Source organism: Gilliamella apicola, from assembly GCF_000599985.1.
GTDB classification, from domain to species: Bacteria; Pseudomonadota; Gammaproteobacteria; order Enterobacterales; family Orbaceae; genus Gilliamella; species Gilliamella apicola.
Genome location: NZ_CP007445.1, coordinates 2,879,388 through 2,902,871 on the forward strand (window position 1 = coordinate 2,879,388; position 23,484 = coordinate 2,902,871).

The window sequence follows — 23,484 nt, forward strand, 5'->3', positions numbered from 1 at the left end:
ATGATGCACTGGCGCTCAATTCTTAGAATTATAGGTCTGTTAATTGCACTCTTATCGATATTTATGTTACTACCAGCACTGATTGCTCTAATCTATCGTGATGGTGCAGGTGCTATATTTGTTCGTTCATTTTTCGCCGCATTAATATTAGGTTGTTTACTATGGCTACCGAATCGTCATCAACGCCATGAGCTCAGTACTCGAGAAGGTTTCTTTATCGTCGTATTATTTTGGGTTGTACTCGGTACAATAGGAGCATTTCCCTTTATTTTCGACACCCATATTAATTTAAATTTAACCACAGCATTTTTCGAATCGTTTTCCAGCCTAACAACAACAGGTGCAACGACAATTGTACATCTCGATCACCTACCAAAAGCCCTACTTTTTTATAGGCAATTATTACAATGGTTAGGTGGTATGGGTATTATCGTTTTAGCGGTTGCTATCTTACCGTTATTGGGTGTTGGTGGTATGCAGCTTTATCGCGCTGAAATACCTGGTCCACAAAAAGACAGTAAAATGCGACCACGTATTGCCGAAACAGCAAAAACACTGTGGTCAATTTATATTTTACTCACAACGCTCTGTGCAATTAGCTTATGGGCTGCCGGAATGAATATTTTTGATGCTGTTTCACACAGTTTCTCAACCATATCGATGGGTGGATTTTCTACTCACGATGATAATCTTGCTTATTTTAACAGCGCGACCATCAACTATATTATTACTATTTTCCTAATTTTATCGGGTTGTAATTTTGCGTTACATTTTGCCGCATTAAATGGATTATCAATTAAGGTATACTGGCGAGACCAAGAGTTTAGAACTTTTATCTTTATTTTGCTTATTTTAATTGTGATTTGTGCGTGTGGAGTTTATTTTTATCAGGTAAAACACAAATTAAGTATAGACAAAATAATACTGCAAGTTGTATCTGTCGCAGCAACAGCAGGGTTTACCGTTGATGATATCAATACTTGGCCGTCATTACTTCCGCTGTTTTTACTATGCGCATCGTTTATTGGTGGATGTGCAGGTTCAACAGGCGGTGGTTTAAAAGTCGTTCGAGTATTATTACTATTTATGCAAGGTTCACGAGAGTTAAAACGCCTTATTCATCCCAATGCTATCTATACATTGAAACTAAACAATCGTGTAGTACCAGAACGAATTATTGAAGCTGTTTGGGGATTTTTCTCGGCATATGCCTTAGTCTTTTTAGTCAGCTTATTTATCATTATGGCAACAGGTGTTGCGGCCTCTGATTCTTTCTACATTGTGGCTTCATCACTCAATAACTTAGGTGTTGGCCTTGGAAGTGTAAGTGATAATTTCGCTAGTGTTAGCGACATGGTTAAATGGGTCATGATAGTTGATATGTTATTTGGTCGATTAGAAATATTTACCTTACTTGTTTTATTTACACCAACCTTCTGGCGAAACTGATTTTATACTGAAACGTATAGTTAATCTGAAACTTTTTGACAAAATAAACAATTTTTATAAATATTTTATTGATTATTTGGTCAATTACAGCCAGAATTACACGGCAGCATGTGCTGTGTTCATTAGAGGTAATCACCTGACATATGGAATGGATCATGGATCCTACAATCTGGATTGGTTTATCCACTCTAGTTGTACTTGAAATCGTCCTTGGTATTGATAATATTGTCTTTATAGCCATTCTTGCCGAGAAACTTCCATCTCACCAACGAGATAAAGCCCGTATAACCGGTCTTGCATTTGCATTAATTACCCGAGTTTTATTATTAATGATAGCTGGTTGGTTAGTTACTCTTGATACACCACTATTTTCAAAATTTGGTATTACGTTCAATGCGCGCCAATTAATTATGTTTATTGGAGGACTATTTTTGCTTTTCAAAGCAACGATGGAGCTTAATGAACGCCTTGAAGGCTCTGCCCATGAAGAAGGAAAACCGAAAAAAACCTCACATTTTTGGACAGTGGTTGCCCAAATCGTGGTACTTGATGCAGTATTTTCTTTAGATTCTGTAATTACCGCTGTGGGTATGGTTGAACATATTCCCGTGATGATTGTTGCTGTATGTATTGCCATTGCCATTATGATGGTTGCCAGTGGACCTTTAGCTAATTTTGTTAACTCACATCCAACCATTGTCATTCTTTGTTTAAGCTTCTTACTGATGATTGGCTTTAGCTTAGTAGCAGAAGGATTTGGGTTTATTATTCCTAAAGGTTATTTATATGCAGCGATTGGATTCTCAATCATGATTGAATTTTTCAATCAATTAGCTATTTTTAATCGTCGTAAAATATTAAACAAAAAACCATTACGTGAACGTACCGCCGAAGCTGTTTTGCATTTACTTAAAGGGGATGCAGAAGAAGATCCTGAAACTCACACTATTGATGTGGTATCAGATACTAATAAAAAAGTTTCCGTATTTAACCATCAAGAATTAAGTATGGTCGAACGGGTACTTGGACTTGCTCAGCGTTCAGTCAGTAGTGTTATGACATCACGACTAGATGTTGATATGGTTAATATTAATGATGATCGTGAAGTAATTCTAAAAGAAATTTTTGATAATCCTCATTCACGTTTAGTTGTCACTGATAACGCCTCAATTGATGAACCGTTGGGTATCATTCAAGTAAACGATCTTTTAAAAGATATGATCCAAAGCAAAAAATCAATTGATATTAATTCATTGATTAAGCAGCCTCTTATCTTCCCAGAGACGGTCTCTTTATTGGTTGCGCTTGAGCAATTTAAAAAGGCTAAAACCCACTTTGCTTTTGTTGTTGATGAATTTGGCTCAATGCAAGGCGTTGTCTCGGTAACAGACATTATTGAAACGATTGCGGGTGATTTTCCAACTGAAGAAGAGGAAATTGATGCTAAACATGATATTCAATGTATAGATGATAATAGTTGGATTGCTAATGGCTATATTCCTGTTGAAGAATTAGTTCGTTTTGTACCTATACCCATTGATGATAAACGCGAATATCATACTCTGGCAGGATTGCTAATGGAAAAAGCCCAACATTTACTAAATGTTGGTGAAACGATACAAATTGGAGATTATCTATTCGAAATTGCCGAGATAGAAAGTCACCGTATTCTCAAAGTCAAAATTACTTTGAATAAACCTGATGATGTATCTGAGTAGAACAGTGCCTAGTGCACTGTACAGACTAGAATAACGCTTGACCTAAATAAATAACAAGCAATAATTATGCGGTAAAATTTTTTTTAAAGATGTGGACTGACAATGCCTCATCTTTTTTATTTTTTACTTTTGGTAAAAAATAAATAGTACAACGTAAAATACGTTCATTCTTGACAACCAAAATTGGGCTTTAATTTATGAATTCAATATTCGAAAAAATATTTCAATTGAAAGAAAAAAAAACAACTGTCGGTACTGAAATTATCGCTGGTTGTACCACCTTTCTTACGATGGTCTATATAATCTTCGTCAATCCTTCCATTTTATCTGCAACGGGTATGGATACTTCAGCTGTATTTGTGTTAACTTGCGTCGTTACAGCCTTTGCCACTATTTTAATGGGTTTATTTGCCAATTTACCTATTGCTTTAGCCCCAGCAATGGGACTTAACGTCTTTTTTGCTTATGGAATATGTGGTGCAATGGGTTACTCATGGCAAATAGGTATGGGAGCGATATTTTGGGGATCGCTCGTATTTTTTGTATTATCATTATTGAAAGTTCGCCATTGGTTAATTGAACACATTCCACAATGTTTACGCGTTGGTATTAGTGCTGGTATTGGCCTATTTATTGCTTTTATGGGCTTTCAAAATATGGGTATTGTCGTTTCTTCGCCGGCAACACTATTAACCATGGGAAATATTTTATCGCTAAAAGTATTACTCGGTTCACTGGGCTTTTTTATTATTATAATTTTAGCTGCGCGTAACTTTCATGCAGCAGTGCTTGTTTCGATTTTTGTTGTAACGTTGCTTGCGCTTTGGTTAGATCCAAACATTAATTATCAAGGTATAGCATCTATCCCACCAAGTGTAACTCCTGTTGTCGGTCATGTTGACCTTGCTGGTTCATTCAACATCGGTATTATGGGTGTAATCTTCTCAGTTATGATTGTCAGCTTATTTGATTCATCTGGAACAATTCTGGCATTAACCGATAAAGCGGGTATTTGTGATGAAAAAGGTCGCTTTCCAAAAATGCGTCAAGCGTTATTAATTGATAGTTTTAGCTCATCACTTGGTGGCTTATTCGGTACATCATCTGTATTAACCTATATTGAAAGCTCTTCAGGTATCTCTGTTGGTGGTCGTACAGGCTTAACGGCAGTGGTTGTTGGATTATTATTTTTAATGATGACCTTTTTATCGCCATTAGCTCACCTTGTACCAAATTATGCTACCTCTGGTGCGCTTATTTTTGTTGGAATTTTAATGGTTTCAAGCTTAGTTAAAGTCAATTGGTCAGATTTAACTGATGCAACACCAGCATTTATCACCGCATTAATGATGCCATTTGCCTTCGCGATTACAGAAGGTGTTGCACTTGGTTTTATCTCTTATGTCGTATTAAAAACTTGTACAGGTAAATTTAAAGAACTCAACCTTTGCGTTATTATTTTTGCTATATTATTTGCTTTAAAATTTATCTTTATTGATCATCATTAATTCAATTTTATTTCTACCGTTTTATAACGGTAGAAATAATCCTATCAATTAGTCCTCACCAAGCTTGCTACACACAAAATCTATTAACGTGTTTTTCATGATTTAATCTGAAGTTATCATTTAAATTAAATTGGAAATGGCAAATTATCAATAACTCACCTATTCAACAAACACTCCTTTAGCTAATTTGATCTACATCACAAAAACTAAAAAACATAAATATAGTACAAAATTTAATAATTGTTGTTGTGCTTAATATTCATGCATATTGATTAAACAGTTTCAGATCTAATTGAAACCTAATTTGATAAACAAGCAGGTATGAATATGAGTAAGCATTATAATTCTTTATATGTTTTCCGAATTACTTTAGTTGCAACTTTAGGAGGTCTATTATTTGGTTATGATACAGCCGTTATCTCTGGAACAGTTGAATCCATATTTAAAGTTTTTGTTGAACCACAACATTTAAGTGAGACTGCTGCAAATTCCTTATTAGGTTTCTGTGTAGCAAGTGCTTTAATTGGTTGTATTATTGGCGGTTTAATGGGAGGTTATTTAAGTAATCGTTTTGGACGTCGAAATTCATTACTAATTGCAGCATTTTTATTCTTTATCGCTGCAATTGGATCCGCTTGGCCTGAACTAGGATTTCATACAATAGAATCTCAACAAATACCTTATTATTTAGCTCAATATGTCCCTCATTTTGTGTTTTATCGCATCATCGGTGGTATTGGTGTTGGCTTAGCTTCTATGTTATCACCTATGTACATAGCTGAAGTGGCACCAGCAGAAATCCGAGGTAAGCTAGTATCGTTTAACCAATTTGCTATTATTTTTGGACAACTTTTAGTTTATTGTGTTAATTACGGTATAGCAAGTTCAGGCGATCAAGTTTGGTTAAATATAGTTGGTTGGAGATATATGTTTTTATCTTTAGCCATTCCAGCATTACTATTTTTTGGATTATTATTCACAGTACCGGAAAGCCCTCGTTGGTTAACCGCACAAAATAAAATAAACAAAGCTCAACATATTCTTTCTAACATTTTAGGAAATCAAAAAGCCGATCAAGCATTAAAAAGCATTATCGATTCCCTATCATCCAATTGTGATAAAAAAAGTAGTTCATTATTAAAATATGGTATAGGGGTTATTATCATTGGAATTTTATTATCTGCATTTCAACAATTAATGGGAATTAATGTTGTTCTTTATTATGCGCCAGAAGTGTTTAAAACATTAGGTGCTAGTACTGATTCAGCATTATTACAAACCATTGTAGTGGGTATTATCAATCTATCTTTTACTACCATTGCTATTTTTACCGTTGATAAATTTGGTCGAAAACCATTACAAATAATTGGTGCCATTGGCATGGCAATAGGCATGATCACGTTAGGCACTACATTTTATTTACAGATATCAGCCAGTATTGCTCTTGCTGCAATGTTGTTTTATATCGCTTCTTTTGCTATCTCCTGGGGACCTGTATGCTGGGTATTATTATCAGAAATATTCCCCAACTCTATCCGAAGTAAAGCTTTATCCATTGCTGTTGCAGCACAGTGGATCACAAATTACCTAGTATCTTGGACTTTTCCAATTATGGATAAAAATACCTATCTTATCTCTCATTTTAATAACGGTTTTGCCTATTGGCTATACGGTGCAATTAGCATAATGGCAGCTATTTTTATCTGGAAATGGCTTCCTGAAACAAAAGGAAAATCTTTAGAAGAACTTGAAAATTTCTGGAATAAATAAATCAGAATCTAATTTAAAAACAATATTAAGGAGAACATTATGAAACATTACTATGACAAAATAGAACGCATTAATTACGAAGGAACACAAACTGATAACCCTTTCGCCTTTCGGCATTATAATCCAAGCCAAATCATTTTAGGTAAAACCATGGCTGAACACTTACGCTTTTCTATCTGTTACTGGCATACTTTTTGTTGGGCTGGAACGGATATGTTTGGTTCAGGATCGTTTAACTATCCATGGCAATCTAGTGATGATCCATTAAGTAACGCAAAAGCTAAAGCTGATGTTGCCTTTGAGTTTTTATATAAAATGAATGTACCTTTTTATGCATTTCATGATGTAGATGTTGCACCTGAAGGCAATTCGATTCAGGAATATATCAATAATTTATCAATAATGACCGATATATTGCTAGAAAAGCAACAGCAAACAGGCGTTAACTTACTATGGGGTACAGCTAATTGTTTCACCAATCCAAAATATGCAGCTGGTGCGGCGACAAATCCAGACCCAGAAGTTTTTGCTTGTGCAGCAACACAAGTTGTACATGCCATGAATGCAACTCATAAACTAGGTGGACAAAATTATGTACTATGGGGAGGACGAGAAGGATACGAAACATTATTAAATACTGATTTACGTAAAGAGCGAGAACAAGTTGGTAAATTTATGCAACTTGTAGTTGAAAACAAACATAAAATTGGTTTTAACGGTACTTTACTTATTGAACCTAAACCACAAGAGCCGACTAAACACCAATATGATTATGATGTCGCAACCATTTATGGATTTTTAAAACAATTTGGTTTAGAAAAAGAGATTAAAGTGAACATCGAAGCCAACCATGCGACACTTGCCGGCCATTCATTCCAGCATGAAGTAGCCTCTGCCTTTGCTTTAGATATATTTGGATCACTTGATGCTAACCGTGGCGATCCACAACTAGGCTGGGATACCGATCAATTTCCAAACAGTGTGGAAGAAAATACTCTTGTCATGTATGAAATTCTTAAAAATGGCGGATTTACAACGGGAGGATTGAATTTTGACGCGAAAATCCGCCGTCAAAGTGTTGATAAATATGATGCATTTTATGGACATATTGGTGCAATGGATACCATGGCATTGTCATTAAAATGTGCGGCAAAAATGATTGAAGATAATGCACTGAATCAAAAAGTCACTGACCGTTATGCAGGTTGGAGTAACAACTTAGGTAAAGAGATATTACAAGGCAATATGACGCTACAAGATATTGCTCAATATAGTCTTTCCCACAATTTACAACCAAAACCATACAGTGGAGAACAAGAGAAATTAGAAAATCTCGTTAATAAGTTTATTTTTGGCTAGCAATATTGTTGAATATAATAAAGTCAGAGCTACTATATTGAAACCATTATTTGGTAATAGCAATAGCTCTGATGGCAACACAATGGAGAAGACTATGTACATTGGTATTGATTTAGGTACTTCAGGGATCAAAGTAATTTTGATGGATGAACAACAACACATCGTTGCCACTATTACAAAACCACTAACTGTATCTCGCCCTCATCCATTATGGTCTGAACAAGATCCATTACAATGGTGGCATGCAACCGATATGGCAATGCGTGAACTTAGTCAGCAACATAATTTAAAAACTGTAAAAGCCATTGGTCTAAGTGGACAAATGCATGGAGCAGTACTTTTAGACCAACAAGCACAAATATTAAGACCGGCAATACTTTGGAATGATGGACGTTGTGATGCCGAGTGTCATCAATTAGAACAACAAGTACCAACTTCAAGACAAATCACAGGAAACGTGATGATGGCGGGCTTCACCGCCCCCAAAATAAAATGGGTACAAAATCATGAACCAGAAATATTCGCCAAAATTGACAAAGTATTATTACCTAAAGATTATTTACGTTTTAAAATCACCAATCAATTTGCATCCGATATGGCTGATGCTGCAGGTACAATGTGGTTAGATGTTGAGAAGCGCGATTGGAGTGATTTACTATTAGATGTTTGTGGTTTAAGTCGAAAACATATGCCAACTCTGTTTGAAGGTACTCAAGTCACTGGTTATGTCACAGATGAAATTGCCAATGATTGGGGAATTAATACCATTGCGGTGATAGCTGGTGGCGGAGATAATTCAGCTGGCGCAGTAGGGGTCGGTTTGTATCAATCTGGTCAAGCCATGTTATCACTTGGAACCTCAGGTGTTTATTTTGCCGTTACGGATCGTTTTATCAGCAAGCCAGAACAAGCAATTCATAGTTTCTGCCATGCGCTACCTAATCGGTGGCATCTTATGTCGGTTATGTTGAGCTGCGCTTCATGCCTTGATTGGGCTTGCCAATTATTAGAAATTAAAGATGTGGCTACATTATTTTCTTTAATTGAAAAACAACAATCTGACGATAAACCACCAGTGTATTTTTTACCTTATCTATCAGGAGAAAGAACGCCACATAATAATCCTGAAGCAAAAGGCGTATTTTTTGGTCTAACTTATCAACATAACAAAATAGATTTAGCAAAAGCAGTATTATTGGGCGTCAGCTATGCGCTTGCCGATGGTATTGATGTTGTTCATCAAACAGGTATTTCACCCGATAAAATTTTGATTATTGGTGGAGGAGCACGTAGTGGCTATTGGCGACAATTGATCAGTGATATTTCAGGCTACCCTATTGAATATTGTGAGGGAAGTGAAGTTGGACCCGCTTTAGGTGCAGCGAAACTGGCACAAATTGCATGTAATCCAAATACTCAGTTAGAAGCCTTGTTACCGCCATTACCGATGATTCAAACCCATCAACCTGACATGAAAAAACATGCACAATTCCAACAACAACGTTCAATTTTTAGAAAAATTTATCAACAACTAAAACCACTCATGTCTTAATATTTAATCAGCAGAAGTTCATATTTATATGATTTTCTGCTGTTAACCAAACAGCTTCACTAATTAAATGATATTTAGTCAAACGTTATTACCACTATTACCTATAATTCAAACCCATCAACACGACATGAAAAAACATGCAAAATTCTAACTACAGCGTTAATTTTTAAAAAAATTGACAAAAGATTTAATAACTTAAATTAACTCACCGCCTATTTATGTCCATAACGCTAGGAATGTGATCAATCTCTCATTAACAAAATTTCGTAATCTGAAAACCAAATTTGATAATAAAAAAGTTTTAACAGATAAATTATAGTTCAATCAGAAACATAAAGATTTTCTCTTATCAATAAAATAATACAAGGAGTTTTAAAAAATGCCTAAAATAAAAAATCCTATTATACCTGGCATGTCACCTGATCCATCAATTATACGGGTTAATGATACTTACTATATTGCTACATCAACTTTCCATTGGCACCCTTCAATACAAATTTTTCAATCTAATGATTTATCAAATTGGAAACTAGTTGATTATATTTTTAAAAATGGTGAAATTAAACTTTCTGGAACCAATACGCCTGCGGGTATTTGGGCTCCTCATTTATCTTATGATCCGAGCAATAAAAAATATTGGTTAATTTATTCTCATATGGTTAGCATGGCTGGAAGAGAATTTAATGCTGATGCTTATGCAGTTCATGCAGATAACATAAAAGGGCCTTGGTCAGATCCTATTTATTTTACTTCCATTGGTTTTGACCCTGCATTATTTCACGATGATGATGGTAAACATTATTTAACGATCTTAGAATGGGAAACTCGCCAAGGTTATCAAGCACCTGGAAATATAGTAATAGCAGAAGTAGATTTAAATACAGGTAAAGTCATTAGCCCATGGACAAGAGTGACCAATGGATTTACTACTCGAGGATGTTCTGAAGCTCCACAAATTTATAAAAAATTTGACTATTATTATCTAATAATTGCTGCCGGTGGAACTGGTTATGCTCATGGCATTGAAATAGGTCGCTCTAAAAATATTTATGGACCTTATGAACCACATCCGTCAAGAGAACCAATAGTCACATCATCGCCCAATCATTTATTTTCATTAGGTGACCCAGATGCTGGTCATTTTGAAATGTACAATCCAAATTCAATAATGCAAAAAGCCGGTCATGGTTCATTATTTAAGGCACAAGATGGTGAGTGGTACATTGCTCACTTAATGTCTAGACCGCTTAATGGGACATTGTTAAATCCTTTGGGTCGAGAAACGTCCATACAAAAGATGAGATGGACCGATGATGGCTGGTTAGAAATGGCTGACGGTACAAATTTAGCTAAAATGGAGTTTGATTATTCATTACCTATTGGTAGCGAAGTAAGCCATGATGTTATTGATGATTTTGATAAAGAGTATCAATTAGAATTTATGACACCATATAGAGCGCAAACACCTAATTGGGTGAATACCCATGAACGACCGGGACATTTGCGAATATATGGACAAAATTCACTATTCTCCCAATTTAACCCATCAATAATGGCAACAAGAGCAACATCTTTTAATTATGATATTCAAACTAAAGTAGAGTTTCATCCTGAGCATTATTCACAAACGGCTGGAGTTGGAATTTATTATGATTCTAATAATTGGATCTACTTAAATTTAACTCATAGTGAACAACTAAACGCTACCATCCTTACTATTTTACAAGCAAAACTTGGGACTCGAATTGAATTTGTTAATCATAGAATAGTAATACCTAATGGACAAGTTGAACTCAAATTATCATATCGAGATGGATTTGTTTCACTCTTTTATCGAATTGAAAAAGAGGAGTGGAATAATATCATTAATCAGATAGATGCTACTTATTTGTCTGATGAGGGAGTAAATGGAGAACCTGGAGAAATAGGTGGTTTTACAGGATTATTTAATTTTATCGCCTCAGTTGATACCTACCAACATCAATCCTACGCCGATTTTGATTATTACTACGTGAAAAATAATCAATAATATTAAGGAAGACATCATGAAAATAACAATTCCATTAACTCGACTAGTTCCTGGACTTATTATTGGACCTGCCACTTGGTTAGGTCCCTACATTGCAGCAGCAAGTCTATTTTTACCCGCTTTAATTCAACAACTTGATGAAACAAATAAAATTACATTATTAGCGCTATTTTCAAGTTGTGGTATGGTTGCTGCAACAATATCAAATATGTTGGCAGGTTATGTATCTGATAGGACTTATTCTAGATTTGGCAGTCGCACACCATGGATTATAATTGGAGCAATTGCGTTTATGTTATCCATGATATTAACATCAACCGCCAACAGTATACCTTTTTTATTATTTTGTTGGATATTAGCGCAAACGGCCTTAAATTTTGTTGTGGCACCGATGGTTGCTTGGCTTGATTTTGCAGCAGATGATAAAAAAGGAACCGCATCAGGTGCTTATGGTGGTCTGGGTATGGCACTGGGTAATAATGGATTTACAATTATTGCTGCAATGTTCTTAGGTAGTTTCCGATTAGGTTTCATTGTATTTGGGATAATCACTTTTATCGGTGCATTAATATCTGTCTTTATTGTTCGCGAACCGTCTAATTTGGACAAAAAAAACCAAAATCAAGTTAAACAAGATGATAATAAACAAAAAAGCTCATTAGCTATATTTCCGAGATGGTCAATTGGTCGTGATTACTACCTAGCATTAATAGGTAAACTTTTTCAAGGAATTGGCAATTTCACAATCACTGGTTATTTGCTATTTATTATGACTGACTTTATGCATACTGACTCATCTGAAACTCAAAACTCAATTCAATTAATTAATTTGGTTATGCTTATATTTGGCATTTTGATGGGATTCATTGCTGGACCAATCTCCGATAAATTGAAAATTCTCAAAATTCCAGTTGGGTTATCAACAATATTTTTAGGTGTTGGAGCGTTAAGTTTTGTTATTGCTCCTAATCATATTGGTATTTTGATTTATGCATTCACGGCTGGAATTGGTATGGGCGTTTGGAACTCATTAGATAATTTATTAAATTTAGAAGTTATTCCCGACAAAAATAGGGTTGCATTCTTTCTAGGCGTCTATAATTTAGGTAATACAGCAACTCAAGCTTTAGCACCAATAATTGCCGCTTGTGTAATATCACTATTCGGTTTTGGAGCAATATTTATTACTTCTTTTGTTTTTGCAATGTTAGGAGGGATATCAATACTTTCAATCCGTTCAGTAAAAAGATAAACATCTAGAAGTTAGGAAAATGTGAATAAATATTCTGTTTTCCTTTCATTTTATAAAAAATGATCTTAATAATATGACGCCTATAGATGATTAATAGTTGCAAACTTACTTCTAAAATCTTTAGGTGTAATTCCATAAAACTTTTTAAATAAAAAATAAAAATATTGTATTGATGGATATCCACATTGCTGGGAAATTGCCTGAATAGACAATGATGATTCAATTAATAGATATTTAGCTCGATTAAATTTCTCTTCATGAATCACTGAATGAATAGTTTTACCTAATGACTCTTTAAAACGTATTTCTAAATTAGAACGAGAAATTTGCATCTCAGAAATAACTTGTTCAACTTTAATGCCTTTACAAGCATATTTTCGAATATAGTGCATTGCTTGAATAACATATGGATCTTGTATTGAACGATAATCTGTTGAACGCCTAGCAATAATCTTTTTGGGCTCAATCAATAAAGGAGAGGCGGGAATTTTCCCTTTAGTTAAAAGTTTATGTAATAGACTCGCTGCATTAAAGCCCACTCCTTCTGTACCTTGTTTTACTGTCGATAATGAAACCATTGATAAATTATTTATTACTTCTTCATTATCAATACCAATCAAACATAATTCTTCTGGTATTTTTAAGCCGACCATATCACAAGCCTGTAAAATATGATGTGCTCTAGCGTCATTTACTGCAATAATACCGGTATTAACAGGTAACGATAATAACCATTTGGACAATTTTTCTAAGCTTTCTTGCCAATTATCTAAAGAAGTTCTCATTCCTTGATAGATAACGCCTTGATAACCTTTCTGGGCTAAAATTTTTTCAAAGATTTTTTCTCTTTCACCTGCCCAACGACAATACCGAGTTGTCGGTATACTGTAAAAAGCAAATTGATTTATTCCTTTATCACATAAGTGATTAAAAGCACTTTCCATGATGGCATAATTATCAGCTGCCACATAAGGGACTTTAGGATAACTAGCATCATCATGATACGAACTACCCACACCAATTATTGGAATATCAGTCTCGATAAGCAAATCTTCAATATCAGGATCATCAAAATTAGCAATAATGCCATCACAATCAAAATGGAAAGAAGCTTTTTTATCATAAATCAGAGTTTCTGATATATAAATATTCCAATGTATATCATTTAATTTCAAAAAATCGCCAATACCTTTAAGAATTTGTCGATCAGAGATATTATTTGCATTAAAAAATAAAACAACTTTACAAGGTTTATTTTTTATATTCATCATTGTTACGTGTTAAATATATTCACAATCAGTATATTATTACTGTTTTTTAATATATAAAGATTGAGTAAAATCACATAATATTACTGACATCAAATAAAACCGATCACTTTTGCAAAAAAAGATTTGCCTCAATTAGTCTTTTAATTACTTTTTTTAATTATTAAACATTAGTGACATCCAAATAACCATAAATCTCACCAAATAATTTAATCAACAAAAAGAGTAACAAAATATAATTAAAACATTTTTATTATTTTTACCTAATACTAATAAAATTTAATTGAAACAGGTAAAGAAGTTGTGGTAATACTTGACATTATGGCTGTTGAGGTCTAGAATCTTGCGACCCAAAACTTATATACATAGTTTTTGGTCTACAGTTATTAATTACGTATCTAAAAAGCAATTTTAAATTTATTTTAATTAATCAGGAGCTTATTAATGGCAACAATTAATCAGCTGGTACGCAAACCGAGAGCACTAAAGGAAGTAAAAAGTAACGTTCCTGCTCTTGAGGCATGCCCGCAAAAACGCGGTGTTTGTACACGTGTTTACACTACTACACCGAAAAAACCAAACTCAGCATTACGTAAAGTATGCCGTGTACGTTTAACCAACGGTTTTGAAGTAACTTCATATATCGGTGGTGAAGGTCACAACTTACAAGAACATAGCGTGATTTTAATCCGCGGTGGTCGTGTTAAAGACTTACCTGGTGTTCGTTATCATACTGTTCGTGGTGCATTAGACTGCGCAGGTGTTAAAGATCGCAAACAAAGCCGTTCTAAATACGGTGTGAAACGACCTAAAGCTTAATGGAACTCCGTTAAGTAAGGCCAAACTAAATAATTCCATTTAACTCACTTGAGTTTTGGGTAAACCTGAAAAATTTATAACATATAAACGGAGTATTCCAATGCCACGTCGTCATGTTGCTGGTCAAAGAAAAATTTTACCTGATCCGAAATTCGGTTCAGATTTGCTAGCGAAATTTATAAATATTTTAATGATAGATGGTAAAAAATCTATCGCAGAATCAATCGTATATTCAGCTCTTGATAAATTAGCTGAGCGTAGTGGAAAAGACCACTTAGCAGCTTTCGAAGTTGCATTAGATAACGTAAGACCAACTCTAGAAGTTAAGTCTCGTCGCGTTGGTGGTTCTACATACCAAGTTCCTGTTGAAGTGCGCCCTGTTCGTCGTAATGCACTTGCAATGCGTTGGATTGTAGATGCAGCACGTAAACGTGGCGATAAATCAATGGCTTTACGCCTAGCGAATGAACTTATGGATGCTTTTGAAAACAAAGGTACCGCTGTGAAAAAACGCGAAGATGTTCATCGTATGGCTGATGCTAATAAAGCGTTTGCACACTATCGTTGGTAATTTTCGCCATTCAATTAAATGGCTGAGGATTAAACTGACAGTGCATATTTACTGTCAGTTAACCTAAATGATATTTTATTAAGCAAACGATTCTAAGTAGAGGATTAATATGGCTCGTACAACCCCTATAGTACGCTACCGCAATATTGGTATTAGTGCACATATTGACGCAGGTAAAACAACAACAACTGAACGTATTTTGTTTTATACTGGTGTAAGTCACAAAATTGGTGAGGTTCATGATGGCGCAGCTACCATGGACTGGATGGAACAAGAACAAGAACGTGGTATTACTATCACTTCTGCTGCAACAACTGCATTCTGGTCTGGTATGGGTCAACAATTTGAACCACACCGCATCAACATTATCGACACCCCGGGACACGTTGACTTCACAATCGAAGTAGAACGTTCTATGCGTGTTCTTGATGGTGCAGTAATGGTTTACTGTGCGGTTGGTGGTGTTCAACCTCAATCAGAAACAGTATGGCGCCAAGCAAACAAATATAAAGTTCCACGTATCGCTTTCGTAAACAAAATGGACCGAATGGGTGCTAACTTCTTACGTGTTGTTGATCAAATCAAAACTCGTTTAGCAGCGGTACCTGTTCCTTTAGTTTTACCTATCGGTGCTGAAGAAGGCTTTACTGGTGTAGTTGATTTACTTAAACGTAAAGCAATTAACTGGAATGATGCTGATCAAGGCGTAACATTCACTTATGAAGATGTACCTGCTGATATGGCTGAGCAAGTCGAAGAATGGCGTGCTTACTTAATGGAAGCTGCTGCTGAAGCAAGTGAAGAGTTAATGGAAAAATACCTTGGTGGTGAAGAGTTAACTGAAGAAGAAGTTAAAGCTGCATTACGTGAACGCGTACTTGCTAATGAAATCATCTTAGTAACTTGTGGTAGTGCCTTTAAAAATAAAGGTGTTCAATTCATGCTTGATGCGGTTATTGAATATCTACCAGCACCAACTGATGTACCTGCAATTAAAGGTGAATTAGCAAATGGTGAAGCAGCTGAACGTCATTCAAGTGATGATGAACCATTCTCATCATTAGCATTCAAAATTGCGACTGACCCATTTGTTGGTAACTTAACATTCTTCCGTGTTTACTCTGGTGTTGTAAACTCTGGTGATACAGTTCTTAACTCTGTTAAAGATAAAAAAGAACGTTTTGGTCGTATCGTTCAGATGCACGCTAACAAACGTGAAGAAATTAAAGAAGTTCGCGCGGGCGACATTGCTGCAGCAATCGGTCTTAAAGATGTGACTACTGGTGATACTCTTTGTGCTGAAAGCGCACCAATCATTCTTGAAAGAATGGAATTCCCTGAACCAGTAATTTCAGTTGCAGTTGAACCAAAAACCAAAGCTGACCAAGAAAAAATGGGTCTTGCTTTAGGTCGACTAGCACAAGAAGACCCTTCATTCCGTGTTCACACAGATGAAGAATCAGGTCAAACAATTATTTCTGGTATGGGTGAACTTCACTTAGAAATCATCGTTGACCGTATGAAACGTGAATTCAAAGTGGAAGCAAATGTTGGTAAACCACAAGTAGCTTACCGTGAAACCATTCGTAATGAAGTTGAACAAGAAGGTAAATTTGTTCGTCAATCTGGTGGTCGTGGTCAATATGGTCATGTATGGTTAAAAATCAAACCATTGGAAGCTGGCGGCGAAGGCTACAAATTCAACAATGAAATTGTTGGTGGTGTGGTTCCTAAGGAATACATCCCTGCAGTTGATAAAGGCTGTCAAGAACAAATGAAAAACGGTGTTCTTGCTGGTTACCCAATTGTTGATGTTGAAGTCACTATCTTTGATGGTTCTTACCATGATGTCGACTCATCAGAAATGGCATTTAAAATTGCTGGTTCAATGGCATTTAAAGAAGGCTTCATGAAAGCTAAACCAGTGCTTTTAGAACCAATTATGAAAGTAGAAGTTGAAACTCCAGAAGATTATATGGGTGACGTAATCGGTGACTTAAACCGTCGTCGTGGTATGATCGAAGGTATGGAAGACACCGCTACTGGTAAAACAGTTAAAGCACAAGTTCCACTTTCAGAAATGTTTGGTTATGCAACAGACCTTCGTTCACAAACCCAAGGTCGTGCTTCTTACTCTATGGAGTTCTTGAAGTACAATGAAGCGCCAACCAATATTGCTACAGCAATTATTGAAGCTCGTAAAGCGAAATAATTATTTATATAAATAAGTAACACTTCCCTTTTATTTAGAAGGGAAGTGATTTAATAAAGGAACATTAAGATGTCTAAAGAAAAATTTGAACGTACAAAACCCCACGTTAACGTTGGTACAATCGGCCACGTTGACCATGGTAAAACAACTTTAACTGCAGCTATTACTTCTGTACTTTCTAAAAAATACGGCGGTCAAGCTCGTGCATTCGATCAAATCGATAACGCACCAGAAGAAAAAGCTCGTGGTATCACCATCAACACTTCACACGTTGAATACGATACACCAACTCGTCACTACGCACACGTAGACTGCCCAGGCCATGCTGACTATGTTAAAAACATGATCACTGGTGCGGCACAAATGGACGGCGCTATCTTAGTAGTAGCAGCAACAGATGGTCCTATGCCACAAACTCGTGAGCACATTCTTTTAGGTCGTCAAGTAGGTGTTCCTTACATCATCGTATTCTTAAACAAATGCGATATGGTTGATGATGAAGAGTTATTAGAATTAGTTGAAATGGAAGTACGTGAACTTCTATCTCAATACGATTTCCCAGGTGATGACACACCAGTAATTCGTGGTTCAGCGCTTAAAGCGTTAGAAGGCGATGCAGAATGGGAAGAAAAAATCGTTGAGTTAGCAAATGCATTAGACACTTACATTCCAGAACCAGAGCGTGACATTGATAAACCATTCTTATTACCAATCGAAGACGTATTCTCAATCTCAGGTCGTGGTACAGTAGTAACAGGTCGTGTAGAGCGCGGTGTAATCAAAACTGGTGAAGAAGTTGAAATCGTTGGTATCAAACCGACTACTAAAACAACTTGTACTGGTGTAGAAATGTTCCGTAAAATACTAGACGAAGGCCGTGCAGGTGAAAACGTTGGTATACTATTACGTGGTACAAAACGTGAAGAAATCGAACGTGGTCAAGTATTAGCAAAACCAGGTTCAATCACTCCACATACTGATTTTGAATCAGAAGTGTATATCCTAAGCAAAGATGAAGGTGGTCGTCATACTCCATTCTTCAAAGGTTACCGTCCACAGTTCTACTTCCGTACAACTGACGTAACTGGTACTATCGAATTACCAGAAGGCGTAGAGATGGTAATGCCAGGTGATAACATCAAAATGACTGTATCATTAATTCACCCAATCGCAATGGCAGACGGCTTACGTTTCGCTATCCGTGAAGGTGGTCGTACTGTTGGTGCTGGTGTTGTTGCTAAGGTTATTAAATAATCTATGTTAACTATTTAGAGCATTATATATTTAATGCTCTTTATCAGTATAAGAGGCGCGTATAATACGCGCCTTTTTTATGTTTATCTCGATTGCTTTAATAACGGCAATTTGTCATTTTAATTTTTATAAACTTTATTTGTCTTTTATAAAAGATTATTTCTAAACACTAACCACTTTTTTAAAATGAACGTTGAAAAGGTAGAGTAAGCTCTTTCAAATAAGCGTCATTCAGTATATTAATTCGATTATTTTCAACTTGAATAATTTTTTGTTTTCGCCAGTTCGACATTAATCGGCTTAACGTTTCATAACGAATACCTAACTTTGTCGCTAACTGACCATGTGAAATAGGCAATATAAATTGATAAGTGTTACTGGAAGAACATAATGATAACAAATAACTAGCCAAACGCTGTTCTGAGGAGCTTGAAGTTAACCAATCGATATTATTTATTTGCTCATATAATTTAGTACTAAAACGTATTAATAAACGTTGCATAATAATAGGATTAGTTTTGCAAACTTGCAATAAACTCTGTTTTTCAATTAATAATACCGAACAATCTGTTTTAGCTCTAATCGTCATTGGAAAACGATTATGTGGCATAAAGATAGCGGCAATAGCCACTAATTGATAATGATAAAAAATACCAAAAATCTTTTCTTCACCTAAATAAGTACTACGATAAACTTCAACTTCCCCAGTTAAAACAAGCACACAACAAGATAAGGGTTTACCTTCATAACTGATCATTTCTCCTTTTATCAATTCTTTATAGCTAGCATTTTCAATAATAGGCATTAACGCCTCTTTATCTAATCCTTGAAACAACTCAACTTGAGTTAACCAACCAAAAATCTGTTGCTCAGTTGGTATATTTTTGACAAATATCATAGGTTTTGCCTAAAGATGCTTCTAGAATGAATTCAATATAATTGATAATAGTTCTTATTTCAATACTGATAATTACTTTAAATTATTAAATAACCATATGAAACATATGGCTTTATTCTTAAAGTCACAATAACTTATTTACTCACTTAATATAGGAGTCGTTTATGCCAAATAATACCATTAACCCTGCTCAAGCATTCGAAATCACCTCATTAATTAACGCAACAGAACAAAGTATTGCCAGTCGGATTTTAGCTAAAACAACAGGTGGCAATTTAACGCTCTTTGCGTTTGATAAAGGGCAAGGATTATCCGAACATAGTGCCCCTTTTGATGCCATTGTCATGGTTATTGAAGGTGAACTAACCTTGATTATTGATGGCCAACCCGTTAAAGCTGTACCCGGTACTATAGTCAGAATGCCTGCTAACGTTCCTCATGCGGTTGAAGCTCCACAAGCAGCTAAAATGCTACTCATCATGTTAAGAGAAATTACACTAAATGCTAATTAAGGTGCTATATAATGGACGACATAAAAAAAGAAGCTGGGCACAAATTTCTTGCTCGCCTAGGAAAAACCAGATTACGCCCGGGTGGTAGAAAAGCTACTGAATGGTTATTTAAACAAGCACACTTTACACCACAAAGTCAGGTACTTGAAATTGCGTGCAACATGGGTACAACATCTATCGAAATTGCCCAGCGTTTCGGTTGCCATATAATTGGTGTAGATATGGATAAACTTGCTTTAGAAAAAGCAAAGCAAAATGTTATTAAAAATAAAGTTACTCATTTAGTTGATATACAACAAGCTAATGCATCAACATTGCCCTTTGCCGATAATAGTTTTGACATAGTGATTAACGAAGCGATGTTAACAATGTATGCGAATAAAGCTAAAACGCATTTAATTAAAGAGTATTATCGAGTATTAAAGCCAGGAGGCAAACTCCTTACTCACGATATTATGCTAGTTAATCCAGCACAATCACAAGAAGTTATAGGACGAATTCATCAAGCAATTAATGTTAATGCCCAGCCGATTAGCTATGAATCTTGGCATGCCCTTTTTGCTGATGTTGGATTTATTGATATTCAATCACAACATGCTGCCATGACATTAATGTCTCCTAAAGGCATGGTTTATGATGAAGGTTTATTAGGAACATTCAGAATTATTCGCAATGCACTACGTAAACAAAATCGACCACAATTTTTTAAAATGTTTAAAACATTCAAACAATACCGAAACCAACTTAATTATATAGCCATCTGTTCTATCAAACCTAAATCAGCCATTTGATAACCACTATAACGCTATTGAAAATGGGAATACCATGACTTAATAGCGTTTTTTTGCTATAGTAAACGCCATTTTATTTAACTTGGATTATTCATACCCATGGAATCTATACCTAACTGCCCTGTTTGCCAGTCTGAACATACTTATCATGATGGTTCATTTTATGTTTGCCCTGAATGTGCTCACGAATGGGATCCGAACGATATTGCTTCAACCGATGAAGGATTACAAGTAAAAGACAGTAATGGTAACTTACTTGCTGATGGCGACGATATTATTTTAATTAAAGACCTTAAATTAAAAGGTTCTTCTACCGTTTTGAAAAAAGGCGCTAAAGCCAAAGGTATTCGTTTAGTCGAAGGCGATCATGAGATCGATTGTAAAATTGATGGCATGAAAATCATGCTTAAAGCTTGTTTTGTAAAAAAAGCTTAATTGATATAAATAAAATGCTGATTATATCAGCATTCCTTTCTTGTTTAGTTTTAACTCATCTTTTTCAAATTATCGTTTAGCTTAATTCACCCAATTTTTATACTGAAACGTATAGTTAATCTGAAACTTTTTTACAAAAAATGATCATTTAATGTAATGGATAGCTAATGAAAAAGATAATTCAGATAGGAATAAAATTAATAAATTTCTCAATTATATAATCAATATCACATTACTGAACACCGCTTAAAAACCATAAAATAACAGAAATGTGATTAAACATCTGTTCAAAAATAAACTCAGTAAATGTCGGTAACATCGAAATTAAATAGCTTAACATGATTAATCCTAACAATAGTGTTAGTGGATAACCAACCACAAAAATCGATAATTGTGGTGTAATTCTATTTAACAACCCCAATGATATATTGATGATTAATAATAAAGTCATTAAAGGAAGTGCCAACATAATGCCATTGATAAACAGTTGATTACTTATCTCAATTAAGGATAAATAGCCATTTGCAGGTAATGACATAAGTCTAATTGGAACAATATCAAAGCTATTTGAAATACCATACAATAACCATAAATGACCATCTAAACTTAAAAAAATCAGTAACGCTATAATATTAATTAAGCGAGATAAAACTGAAGTGGAAGGTCCGCCAACTGGATCAAAAAATGTTGCCATTCCCAGTCCCATTTGCATTCCAATTAATTCACCCGCAATTCTGACTGTTATAAATGCAAGTTGCATGGTAAAACCAATCAACACACCAATCATTATTTGCTGAGCAATAACCCATATTCCCATTAGGGAATAGATTTTTATATTCTCATCAAGATGAGGAAGTGGTAGGAGCATAACAATTACTAATGCTAAACCAATTTTTGTGCGATTTGGCACCTCTTTTTCACCAAAAATGGGTGCAACCATAATTAATGCCAAAATACGGACAAATGGAAAAAAAACATCGTTAATCCAAGAAAAGAAATCAATATTAAATAGGCTGTTAATATTAAAATCTATCATTTTTAATGAGTTAAGTTAGGAATATCGGTGATAACAATTTGAATATAATCAATCATCGTTGATAACATCGATGGTCCCAAAATAACTAAAACGACGATAACTGCTAAAATTTTGGGAATAAATGATAATGTCATTTCGTTAATTTGCGTAGCCGCTTGCAATAAACTAATGATTAACCCAGTAACTAAAGCGGCTAACAGTAAAGGACCAGCAAGAGATGCTGCGACTTTTATGGCTTGTATGGCCAAGGTACTAATATACTCAGGTGACATGTTGTTCCTTTATTCGAATTTCTTGACTAAAATTACTTAACTAAAATTCCCTAACTAAAGAAGCTTTGTGCTAATGAACCAAGTAATAAGTGCCAACCATCTGCTAATACAAACAACATTAACTTAAATGGTAATGATACTGTTGCAGGTGGAACCATCATCATCCCTAATGCCATAAGTGTACTGGCTACCACTAAATCAATAATTAAGAAAGGAATAAAAATCGTAAAACCTATTTGAAAAGCGGTTTTTAACTCACTGACCACAAAAGCAGGAACCAAAACTTTTAAAGGAATATCTTCACGACTTTGGATCTCGTTTTGATGGGACATATTCACAAATAACGCTAAATCATTTTCTCGAGTTTGAGTAAGCATAAACGCCTGCAATGGTTTAGTTGCTATGGATAACGCTTCTTGCATAGTGATTTGATTTTGTGAATAAGGTGTATAAGCATCTTGATAAATTTTATCAGTCACAGGTGACATAATGAAAAATGTCATAAAAAGAGCAATACCTAAAATAACTTGGTTAGGTGGTGCCGATTGTGTCCCTAGAGCATTACGCAATAAACCCAACACAATAATAATGCGGGTAAAGCTGGTCATTAACAGTAGTATTGCAGGAATAAAAGACAGTAAAGTCAAAAAAACTAATGTTTCTACGGGTAATGACCAGCTTTGTTCATTGTCCAATGTAGTATGAGTAATGATTGATAACGGCGAAATTTCAGCAAAGCTATATTGGCTAATCGACAACAAGCTTAGCAAAATAACAGA

At 35.1% G+C, this 23,484-nt stretch carries 20 protein-coding genes; 15 read left to right on the forward strand and 5 right to left on the reverse strand.

Annotated elements, in window-relative coordinates; genetic code table 11:
* The first annotated feature begins 3 nt into the window (after positions 1–3).
* From GAPWK_RS12850 to GAPWK_RS12885, 8 genes are all read left to right on the forward strand, one after another.
* On the forward strand, positions 4–1,449 hold the full coding sequence (locus tag GAPWK_RS12850) for a TrkH family potassium uptake protein (protein ID WP_025316621.1): 1,446 nt from the start codon (positions 4–6) through the stop codon (positions 1,447–1,449).
* Positions 1,450–1,592: 143 nt separating this feature from the next.
* Positions 1,593–3,167: a TerC family protein gene (locus GAPWK_RS12855; RefSeq protein ID WP_025316622.1), complete on the forward strand. Its 1,575-nt coding sequence runs from the start codon at positions 1,593–1,595 to the stop codon at positions 3,165–3,167.
* 197 nt (positions 3,168–3,364) lie between these two features.
* The gene (locus GAPWK_RS12860) at positions 3,365–4,675 is read left to right on the forward strand and encodes an NCS2 family permease (RefSeq protein ID WP_038517589.1); all 1,311 of its coding nucleotides are present in this window, start codon (positions 3,365–3,367) and stop codon (positions 4,673–4,675) included.
* Positions 4,676–5,002: 327 nt separating this feature from the next.
* Complete coding sequence (xylE, locus tag GAPWK_RS12865) at positions 5,003–6,445, forward strand: D-xylose transporter XylE (RefSeq protein WP_025316624.1); 1,443 nt, start codon at positions 5,003–5,005, stop codon at positions 6,443–6,445.
* A 39-nt stretch (positions 6,446–6,484) separates the two neighbouring features.
* Complete coding sequence (gene xylA, locus GAPWK_RS12870; protein WP_025316625.1) at positions 6,485–7,804, forward strand: xylose isomerase; 1,320 nt, start codon at positions 6,485–6,487, stop codon at positions 7,802–7,804.
* Positions 7,805–7,898: 94 nt separating this feature from the next.
* Entirely contained in the window at positions 7,899–9,356 is a 1,458-nt protein-coding gene (xylB, locus tag GAPWK_RS12875; RefSeq protein ID WP_025316626.1) for a xylulokinase, read from the forward strand.
* A gap of 379 nt (positions 9,357–9,735) precedes the next feature.
* On the forward strand, positions 9,736–11,385 hold the full coding sequence (locus GAPWK_RS12880; protein WP_025316627.1) for a family 43 glycosylhydrolase: 1,650 nt from the start codon (positions 9,736–9,738) through the stop codon (positions 11,383–11,385).
* A 16-nt stretch (positions 11,386–11,401) separates the two neighbouring features.
* Positions 11,402–12,637 carry an MFS transporter gene (locus GAPWK_RS12885; protein WP_202961658.1) on the forward strand — a complete coding sequence of 412 codons (1,236 nt, stop codon included), beginning with the start codon at positions 11,402–11,404 and terminating at the stop codon, positions 12,635–12,637.
* A gap of 80 nt (positions 12,638–12,717) precedes the next feature.
* Here GAPWK_RS12885 and GAPWK_RS12890 read toward each other — a convergent pair whose 3' ends face one another.
* Entirely contained in the window at positions 12,718–13,905 is a 1,188-nt protein-coding gene (locus tag GAPWK_RS12890; RefSeq protein ID WP_025316629.1) for a XylR family transcriptional regulator, read from the reverse strand.
* Positions 13,906–14,349: 444 nt separating this feature from the next.
* Here GAPWK_RS12890 and rpsL point away from each other — a divergent pair, with 444 nt between their 5' ends.
* The 4 genes from rpsL (at position 14,350) to tuf (ending at position 18,761) form a co-directional block, all read left to right on the forward strand.
* Positions 14,350–14,724: a 30S ribosomal protein S12 gene (gene rpsL / locus GAPWK_RS12895; RefSeq protein WP_025316630.1), complete on the forward strand. Its 375-nt coding sequence runs from the start codon at positions 14,350–14,352 to the stop codon at positions 14,722–14,724.
* Positions 14,725–14,824: 100 nt separating this feature from the next.
* Positions 14,825–15,295, forward strand: a complete 471-nt coding sequence (rpsG, locus tag GAPWK_RS12900; RefSeq protein ID WP_025316631.1) for a 30S ribosomal protein S7 — start codon at positions 14,825–14,827, stop codon at positions 15,293–15,295.
* 109 nt (positions 15,296–15,404) lie between these two features.
* Positions 15,405–17,507 carry an elongation factor G gene (gene fusA / locus GAPWK_RS12905; RefSeq protein WP_025316632.1) on the forward strand — a complete coding sequence of 701 codons (2,103 nt, stop codon included), beginning with the start codon at positions 15,405–15,407 and terminating at the stop codon, positions 17,505–17,507.
* A 69-nt stretch (positions 17,508–17,576) separates the two neighbouring features.
* Positions 17,577–18,761 carry an elongation factor Tu gene (tuf, locus tag GAPWK_RS12910; RefSeq protein ID WP_025314614.1) on the forward strand — a complete coding sequence of 395 codons (1,185 nt, stop codon included), beginning with the start codon at positions 17,577–17,579 and terminating at the stop codon, positions 18,759–18,761.
* Between the two features lie 181 nt (positions 18,762–18,942).
* Here the strand turns inward: tuf and GAPWK_RS12915 are convergent, their stop codons facing one another.
* Entirely contained in the window at positions 18,943–19,659 is a 717-nt protein-coding gene (locus tag GAPWK_RS12915) for a Crp/Fnr family transcriptional regulator (protein ID WP_025316633.1), read from the reverse strand.
* A 164-nt stretch (positions 19,660–19,823) separates the two neighbouring features.
* Between GAPWK_RS12915 and GAPWK_RS12920 the strand changes: the two genes are divergently transcribed.
* The 3 genes from GAPWK_RS12920 (at position 19,824) to GAPWK_RS12930 (ending at position 21,397) form a co-directional block, all read left to right on the forward strand.
* The gene (locus GAPWK_RS12920) at positions 19,824–20,171 is read left to right on the forward strand and encodes a cupin domain-containing protein (RefSeq protein ID WP_025316634.1); all 348 of its coding nucleotides are present in this window, start codon (positions 19,824–19,826) and stop codon (positions 20,169–20,171) included.
* 11 nt (positions 20,172–20,182) lie between these two features.
* On the forward strand, positions 20,183–20,962 hold the full coding sequence (locus GAPWK_RS12925) for a class I SAM-dependent methyltransferase (protein ID WP_025316635.1): 780 nt from the start codon (positions 20,183–20,185) through the stop codon (positions 20,960–20,962).
* Positions 20,963–21,061: 99 nt separating this feature from the next.
* Positions 21,062–21,397 (forward strand): zinc ribbon domain-containing protein YjdM, encoded by a 336-nt coding sequence (locus tag GAPWK_RS12930; RefSeq protein WP_025316636.1) that lies wholly within the window; start codon positions 21,062–21,064, stop codon positions 21,395–21,397.
* A gap of 232 nt (positions 21,398–21,629) precedes the next feature.
* Here the strand turns inward: GAPWK_RS12930 and fliR are convergent, their stop codons facing one another.
* The 3 genes from fliR to fliP are packed head-to-tail and all read right to left on the reverse strand — an operon-like array spanning position 21,630 to position 23,433.
* Complete coding sequence (fliR, locus tag GAPWK_RS12935; protein ID WP_025316637.1) at positions 21,630–22,433, reverse strand: flagellar biosynthetic protein FliR; 804 nt, start codon at positions 22,431–22,433, stop codon at positions 21,630–21,632.
* A 2-nt stretch (positions 22,434–22,435) separates the two neighbouring features.
* Positions 22,436–22,705: a flagellar biosynthesis protein FliQ gene (gene fliQ / locus GAPWK_RS12940; protein ID WP_025316638.1), complete on the reverse strand. Its 270-nt coding sequence runs from the start codon at positions 22,703–22,705 to the stop codon at positions 22,436–22,438.
* Between the two features lie 50 nt (positions 22,706–22,755).
* The gene (gene fliP / locus GAPWK_RS12945; RefSeq protein WP_330981652.1) at positions 22,756–23,433 is read right to left on the reverse strand and encodes a flagellar type III secretion system pore protein FliP; all 678 of its coding nucleotides are present in this window, start codon (positions 23,431–23,433) and stop codon (positions 22,756–22,758) included.
* Positions 23,434–23,484 lie beyond the last annotated feature (51 nt).

Coding starts and splice junctions, on each gene's coding strand:
- GAPWK_RS12880 (WP_025316627.1), top strand. CDS start 9,736: ATGCCTAAAATAAAAAATCCTATTATACCTGGCATGTCACCTGATCCA.
- fliR (WP_025316637.1), bottom strand. CDS start 22,433: ATGATAGATTTTAATATTAACAGCCTATTTAATATTGATTTCTTTTCT.
- GAPWK_RS12885 (WP_202961658.1), top strand. CDS start 11,402: ATGAAAATAACAATTCCATTAACTCGACTAGTTCCTGGACTTATTATT.
- GAPWK_RS12855 (WP_025316622.1), top strand. CDS start 1,593: ATGGAATGGATCATGGATCCTACAATCTGGATTGGTTTATCCACTCTA.
- GAPWK_RS12930 (WP_025316636.1), top strand. CDS start 21,062: ATGGAATCTATACCTAACTGCCCTGTTTGCCAGTCTGAACATACTTAT.
- GAPWK_RS12890 (WP_025316629.1), bottom strand. CDS start 13,905: ATGAATATAAAAAATAAACCTTGTAAAGTTGTTTTATTTTTTAATGCA.
- GAPWK_RS12915 (WP_025316633.1), bottom strand. CDS start 19,659: ATGATATTTGTCAAAAATATACCAACTGAGCAACAGATTTTTGGTTGG.
- rpsL (WP_025316630.1), top strand. CDS start 14,350: ATGGCAACAATTAATCAGCTGGTACGCAAACCGAGAGCACTAAAGGAA.
- xylA (WP_025316625.1), top strand. CDS start 6,485: ATGAAACATTACTATGACAAAATAGAACGCATTAATTACGAAGGAACA.
- GAPWK_RS12925 (WP_025316635.1), top strand. CDS start 20,183: ATGGACGACATAAAAAAAGAAGCTGGGCACAAATTTCTTGCTCGCCTA.
- GAPWK_RS12920 (WP_025316634.1), top strand. CDS start 19,824: ATGCCAAATAATACCATTAACCCTGCTCAAGCATTCGAAATCACCTCA.
- xylE (WP_025316624.1), top strand. CDS start 5,003: ATGAGTAAGCATTATAATTCTTTATATGTTTTCCGAATTACTTTAGTT.
- fliQ (WP_025316638.1), bottom strand. CDS start 22,705: ATGTCACCTGAGTATATTAGTACCTTGGCCATACAAGCCATAAAAGTC.
- GAPWK_RS12860 (WP_038517589.1), top strand. CDS start 3,365: ATGAATTCAATATTCGAAAAAATATTTCAATTGAAAGAAAAAAAAACA.
- fusA (WP_025316632.1), top strand. CDS start 15,405: ATGGCTCGTACAACCCCTATAGTACGCTACCGCAATATTGGTATTAGT.
- tuf (WP_025314614.1), top strand. CDS start 17,577: ATGTCTAAAGAAAAATTTGAACGTACAAAACCCCACGTTAACGTTGGT.
- GAPWK_RS12850 (WP_025316621.1), top strand. CDS start 4: ATGCACTGGCGCTCAATTCTTAGAATTATAGGTCTGTTAATTGCACTC.
- rpsG (WP_025316631.1), top strand. CDS start 14,825: ATGCCACGTCGTCATGTTGCTGGTCAAAGAAAAATTTTACCTGATCCG.
- xylB (WP_025316626.1), top strand. CDS start 7,899: ATGTACATTGGTATTGATTTAGGTACTTCAGGGATCAAAGTAATTTTG.